Source organism: Sphingomonas bacterium (genome assembly GCF_903643065.1).
In the GTDB taxonomy this organism is placed as follows: domain Bacteria; phylum Pseudomonadota; class Alphaproteobacteria; order Sphingomonadales; family Sphingomonadaceae; genus Sphingomonas.
Genome location: NZ_CAHJWX010000179.1, coordinates 1 through 5,291, shown reverse-complemented (window position 1 = coordinate 5,291; position 5,291 = coordinate 1). Strand labels below are relative to the sequence as shown.

General features: G+C 66.2%; 6 protein-coding genes. 2 read left to right on the top strand and 4 right to left on the bottom strand.

Features of this window, described 5'->3' with window-relative positions; all coding sequences use genetic code 11:
* Nucleotides 1-1,034: replication restart helicase PriA (gene priA, locus HUU95_RS07665; RefSeq protein ID WP_174279577.1), on the top strand; the 1,034-nt coding region annotated here is incomplete at its 5' end.
* Nucleotides 1,035-1,064: 30 nt separating this feature from the next.
* Here the strand turns inward: priA and HUU95_RS07660 are convergent.
* Together HUU95_RS07660 and HUU95_RS07655 are read right to left on the bottom strand one after the other, a co-directional pair.
* Entirely contained in the window at nucleotides 1,065-1,439 is a 375-nt protein-coding gene (locus tag HUU95_RS07660) for a four helix bundle protein (RefSeq protein ID WP_174279576.1), read from the bottom strand.
* A gap of 35 nt (nucleotides 1,440-1,474) precedes the next feature.
* The gene (locus HUU95_RS07655) at nucleotides 1,475-2,131 is read right to left on the bottom strand and encodes a hypothetical protein (RefSeq protein ID WP_254602676.1); all 657 of its coding nucleotides are present in this window, start codon (nucleotides 2,129-2,131) and stop codon (nucleotides 1,475-1,477) included.
* Between the two features lie 57 nt (nucleotides 2,132-2,188).
* Between HUU95_RS07655 and ispH the strand changes: the two genes are divergently transcribed.
* On the top strand, nucleotides 2,189-3,133 hold the full coding sequence (gene ispH, locus HUU95_RS07650) for a 4-hydroxy-3-methylbut-2-enyl diphosphate reductase (RefSeq protein WP_174279575.1): 945 nt from the start codon (nucleotides 2,189-2,191) through the stop codon (nucleotides 3,131-3,133).
* Between the two features lie 16 nt (nucleotides 3,134-3,149).
* On the opposite strand, the gene HUU95_RS07645 is transcribed toward ispH, so the two are convergent.
* Both HUU95_RS07645 and HUU95_RS07640 read right to left on the bottom strand, forming a co-directional pair.
* The gene (locus HUU95_RS07645; RefSeq protein ID WP_174279574.1) at nucleotides 3,150-3,836 is read right to left on the bottom strand and encodes an FkbM family methyltransferase; all 687 of its coding nucleotides are present in this window, start codon (nucleotides 3,834-3,836) and stop codon (nucleotides 3,150-3,152) included.
* Nucleotides 3,837-4,229: 393 nt separating this feature from the next.
* Nucleotides 4,230-4,748 carry a hypothetical protein gene (locus HUU95_RS07640; protein ID WP_174279573.1) on the bottom strand — a complete coding sequence of 173 codons (519 nt, stop codon included), beginning with the start codon at nucleotides 4,746-4,748 and terminating at the stop codon, nucleotides 4,230-4,232.
* Nucleotides 4,749-5,291 lie beyond the last annotated feature (543 nt).

The window sequence follows — 5,291 nt, the reverse complement described above, 5'->3', positions numbered from 1 at the left end:
TGCCCGCGATCGAGCCGATCGACCTCATCGCCACCCCGCCGGAGCGCGGCCGCTGGCTCGCCCCGCCGCTCGTCGCCGCGATGCGCGACACGCTGGACGCGCGCGAGCAGGTGCTGCTGTTCCTCAACCGCCGCGGCTATGCGCCGCTGACGCTGTGCCGTGCCTGCGGGCATCGCTTCCAATGCCCGAACTGCACGGCCTGGATGGTGGAGCACCGGCTGACGCGTCGCCTCGCCTGCCACCATTGCGGCCATGCCGAGCCTCGCCCCAATGCCTGCCCCGAATGCCGGGCGGAGGACAGCCTGGTCGCCTGCGGCCCCGGCGTCGAGCGCATCGCCGACGAGGTGGCGGCGCTGTTCCCCGCGGCGAAGACGGCGGTGGTCACGTCGGACACGATCTGGTCGCCGGCCAAGGCGGCGGAGTTCGTCGGGCGGATGGACGCGGGCGACATCGACGTGGTGGTGGGGACGCAGCTCGTCACCAAGGGCTATCATTTCCCCAACCTGACGCTGGTCGGCTGCGTCGACGCCGATCTGGGGCTGGCGGGCGGCGACCTGCGCGCCGCCGAGCGCACCTTTCAGCAGATCCGCCAGGCCGCCGGCCGCGCCGGGCGCGGGGAGAAGCCCGGCCGCGTCTTCCTGCAGACGCACAGCCCCGGCGCGGCGGTGATGCGCGCGCTGGTCACCGGCGACGCGGACGCCTTCTACGCGGCGGAGACCGAGTCGCGGCGCGAAGCCGGGGCGCCACCGTTCGGCCGCTACGCCGCCATCGTGGTCTCGTCGGAGGACCAGGCGAGCGCGCTGGAGACCGCGCGGCTGGTCGGCCGCGCGGCGCCGGCGGTGGAGGGCATGGCGAGCTATGGCCCCGCCCCCGCCCCGCTCGCGATGCTGCGCGGCCGCCACCGCTACCGCCTCCTCGTCCACGCCCGGCGCGCGCTCGACGTCCAGGACGTGATCCGCGACTGGCTCGGCGCGCTCGACTGGCCCGCGAAGGTGCGGGTCACGGTGGATGTGGATCCGTATAGTTTCTTGTGAGGGAGTAGGGAGTAGGGAGTAGGGAGTAGGTTACCGGGCTTCCGGTATGCGCAAGCGGGCGATCAGGGCGCGGAGCATGCGACCGATCTCATCCGTGTCGGTCAGCAGTTGGTCAATCTGTAGAGGATCGCCGAGGCCGATCCGAGCAGCCAGTAACAAATGCGTCTCCAGCTCGCACAAGGAGCCTCGGGCTATCCTGACGAAGCCGGCATAAGCCCCGCGCGTCCCCCGGCCATGGCCCTCGGCGATGTTGGCGACGACCGACGTCGCCGCGCGGCGTGTCTGTGACGTCAACCCAAACAGCTCATCGCGCGGGTAAGCACGAGTGAACTGGTACACTCGCTCGGCGAGCTCCAAGCTACGCTGCCATACGATCAGATCGCGATAGCTGCGGATCGGCTCCAACGACCCCTACTCCCTATCTCCTACCCCCTACTCCCTTAACGCGTAGCGTTGTACTTCAACTGCTCATCCGTCAGCTGGAACCCCACCAGCGCCTCGAAGCTCGTGCGCAGCACGGCGGCGCGGACCTCCGGCTGGGTGAGCGGGTCGACGGCGGCGTCCTCGTCGCCCGCCTTGCGCTTGCGGGTGATCTGGCGGCGGATCGCGTCGGGCAGCGTCGCCGCCGTACGCGTCACCAGCGTCGACGCGGTGCCGGGCCCCTGCGCGCGGGTGCTGCCCGCGTCGAAATGGAGCGTGACCTGGCTCACGCGCTTGGCCACCACCGCGCTGCCGCCGCGCACCACCGCGATGAAGAAGGGCAGCGTCACGTCGCGGGGCGCCCCCGTGCGCTGGCGCCGCGCCTGCACGTCGAAGGTCACGCCGGTCAGGATCTGGTCGCCCTGGTCGGTGCAGGTCGAGCGGACGTTGGTCATGGTCGCCGACAGGTCCAGCGCGTCCGCGTCGCGGCGGCCGGCGGGATCGAACAGCGTCACGTCGCCGGTGCCCGCCGGCACGCCCACGCTGGGGCAGGCGGAGCGCACGGTGGCGATGCCCGTCCCGCTCGAGTCCAGCTCGCCGCGTCCCGCGCAGGCCGATACACCCAAGGCCGCGGCCAACACCGCCGCTCGCCCGATCCGTTCCGCCGTCACCTGCATGGGCCGCCCATAGAAACCGCTTTTGCCCCGCGCAAGCGAATGGGCTAGGCAAGGCCCGTGTCCAGGCCCGCGCTCCAGCTCCTCATCGCCGCCCCGCGCGGCTTCTGCGCGGGCGTTGACCGCGCGATCCGCATCGTCGAGCTCGCGCTCGAACGGCACGGGCGCCCGGTCTATGTCCGCCACGAGATCGTCCACAACCGCTTCGTCGTCGACAGTCTCAAGGCCAAGGGCGCGGTGTTCGTGGAAGAGCTGGACCAGGTGCCCGACGACGCGCCGGTGGTCTTCTCCGCGCATGGCGTGCCCAAGTCGGTGCCGGCGGCGGCGCGCGATCGGGGCCTGTCCTACCTCGACGCCACCTGCCCGCTCGTCTCCAGGGTGCATCGCCAGGCCGAGCGGCTGGTGGAGGCGGGGCGCCACATCCTGTTCATCGGTCACCAGGGCCATCCGGAGGTGATCGGCACGCTGGGCCAGGTGCCGCCCGGCGCGATGACGCTGATCGAGACGATCGCGGACGTGGCCGCCTTTGTGCCCGCCGATCCCGCCAACCTCGCCTTCCTGACGCAGACCACGCTGTCGGTGGACGATACCGCCGCCGTCGTCGCCGCGCTGCAGGCGCGCTTCCCGCTGATGCAGGCGCCGCGCGGCGAGGACATCTGCTACGCCACGTCCAATCGGCAGGCGGCGGTGAAGGCGATCGCGGCGGCGTGCGACGCCCTGCTGGTGATCGGCGCCCCCAATTCGTCCAACTCGTTGCGGCTGGTCGAGGTCGCCGAGCGCGAGGGCACGCCCGCCCACCTGATCCAACGCGCCGCCGAGCTCGACTGGTCGTTCCTGGACGGCGTCACCACGCTGGGCATCACCGCCGGCGCGTCCGCCCCCGAGCTGCTCGTGCGCGAACTGGTGGACCTGCTCGCCACCCGCTTCGAGCTGACCGAGCGCGAAGTCGAACAGACGCGCGAGACGATCACGTTCAAGCTGCCGAGGGAATTGGAGCCGGCGTGACGGCGGTGGGCGCCGGTCAGTTCGGCAGATTGCGATAGCAGAAGACGTTGCACTGAAGGTCGAAGCCGAACCGCGCGCTCTCGACGAACGGCAGGCCGGGTCCGTGCGTCCCGTTGATGACGAAGCGAAAGCCACGTTCCGTGACGAGGTTCAACAGCTGACCCAGCCGTTGCCGATCCCCGGCGACGCTGTGATATTCGAAGAAGAGCCGCTCCACATTGTCGAGGACATCGGCGATGTCGAACAGCACCTCGTTCTCGGCGCCTTCGATGTCGATCTTGAGGAAAGTGACCCGGCGCTTGGTGATCTCGTCGCGCAATCGCACGGCCGGCACCTTCACCTTGTCACCCCGCCCGTCAAAGTCGGCGGCGACGGAGCCGGCGAGCGATCGCTCCCGGTAAAAAGTCAGCTCCGTGTCCGCGATCCAGGCGGCGGCACGGTGCAGCGTGACATCGGGCAGTTGCCCGACATTGTCCGCGAGCATGTCGAAGATCTCTTCGTCGGGCTCATACGCGACGACCGACGCGCGCGGGAACCGATCTTTGAAGTAAAGGACGCTCAGTCCAATATTGGCGCCGGCATCGATGATGTGCGGCGATCCCGTCCGGTCATCGAACAGGTAGACCTGTTGCCGGTAGATTTCCACGAGCGAGTGAGCGAAGCCTTCGGCATCCGAATAGCGCAGGCGGCGCCCCCGGAACATGACCGAGCCCTCGCAGTAACGCGGCCGGGCCTGTAGCCGGCGATAGGCTCGAAAGCCGATAAGCCCCTGCAAGGGCGCGACTTCGTCACGAACCTTGCGCGCCACCGATCTCAATGCCCCGGTTTGCATCCCAACACCCCCTCCTGTCGGCACGACTCCTTGAACGGAGTCGCTGCCGACCGGTACCTTGATCAGAACATCATGATTGGCAACCGGACACCATGAAGAACGTCGTCGTGAGGTGCTGCTGGCTGGGCTGGCGGGGGTGAAGAAGGGTAATGATCGGGATCGCCTTTGTCGTGGATCGCACCCGTTCGAACGAGCTACTCGCGACCATCAGCGATTGAGGTCGCCGAACGACGCGCTCGTCACATCGTTCAGCGTGCCGATGTACTAACCTATTTGATCAAGAGATTTGAGCGCGGTAACGCTGCACCACCCTTTTAGGTAAGGACCTAGCTCAGCATTGAATAGACTGTTCTCAATCAACGAACGAAAGGGCATCAAGAGAGCTTCTGCTTCATCTTCCTCTTCACCAATACGCAAATGCATATACACAAACTGAGCAGCTCTTAATGCGTGATTGGAGTAATGCCACGGAAACGGATTGATATCTTCCTTGAGAGTTTTGTAAAATGTTTCATCGCTGTTTATAGTACTCATTAATGGGAACGCAAAAATATCAAGGCCCCTGATTATCTTATCTACGGTATCGCTTTTGTTACTGCCCAGCGGAAGGGACCAGCGCGGGCCCCAACCCGCAACCTCACCGAGCGGGAACCGGATGGTGCGCACGCCTGTGTCAAGCATATCACCGTACAGGTTTGGCGCAAAATCCCGAGCACAATCGATTGCGAAACTTTCCACCGACGGTTCTGTTATACAACACTCAATCGAAATCTGATCTCCCATGCCTTTTCAAACCATGATATGCAAGGCGTGCTCAAGAGTTGAGCTAGGAGCTCTAGCGACAAAGGTGTGATTATCCGTTTGGATGTATCCCAGCTTCTTCAGCGTCGATGATACGTAAACAGGTACCTTCATTTCTTCCTCCGGTAGACTCGGCCGCGATGTCATTGCTTCCGGATTGTGACGGTGCCTCGCGGGTTGCATGATGTAATCGCGAATTGAGCCGTAGCCCAGCGCCTTCCGCAAGCGGGCCTCGTCATAATGGACACGCCAGGCGGGTAGCTGGTCATGATGACGAGTTCGTCGCCGTATCTCGCCCCGGCATCGCCCTCACGACCGCTGTCGCCTGCGGGCGATATTCTGAAGAGCCGGTCATCGTGCTCCTCACTCAGGATTAACCTTTCGGCAACCACTCCCCCCTACCCGCGAAGGGTGATGCCGCCCACCCTTCCCGATCCGTCGCGCGCCGCCGTGCTGCTGGGGCTCACCGCCGATGAGCGCGCGGTGGCGGCGGAGGCGGGCGCGGCGCGGCTGGGGCAGGTGCGC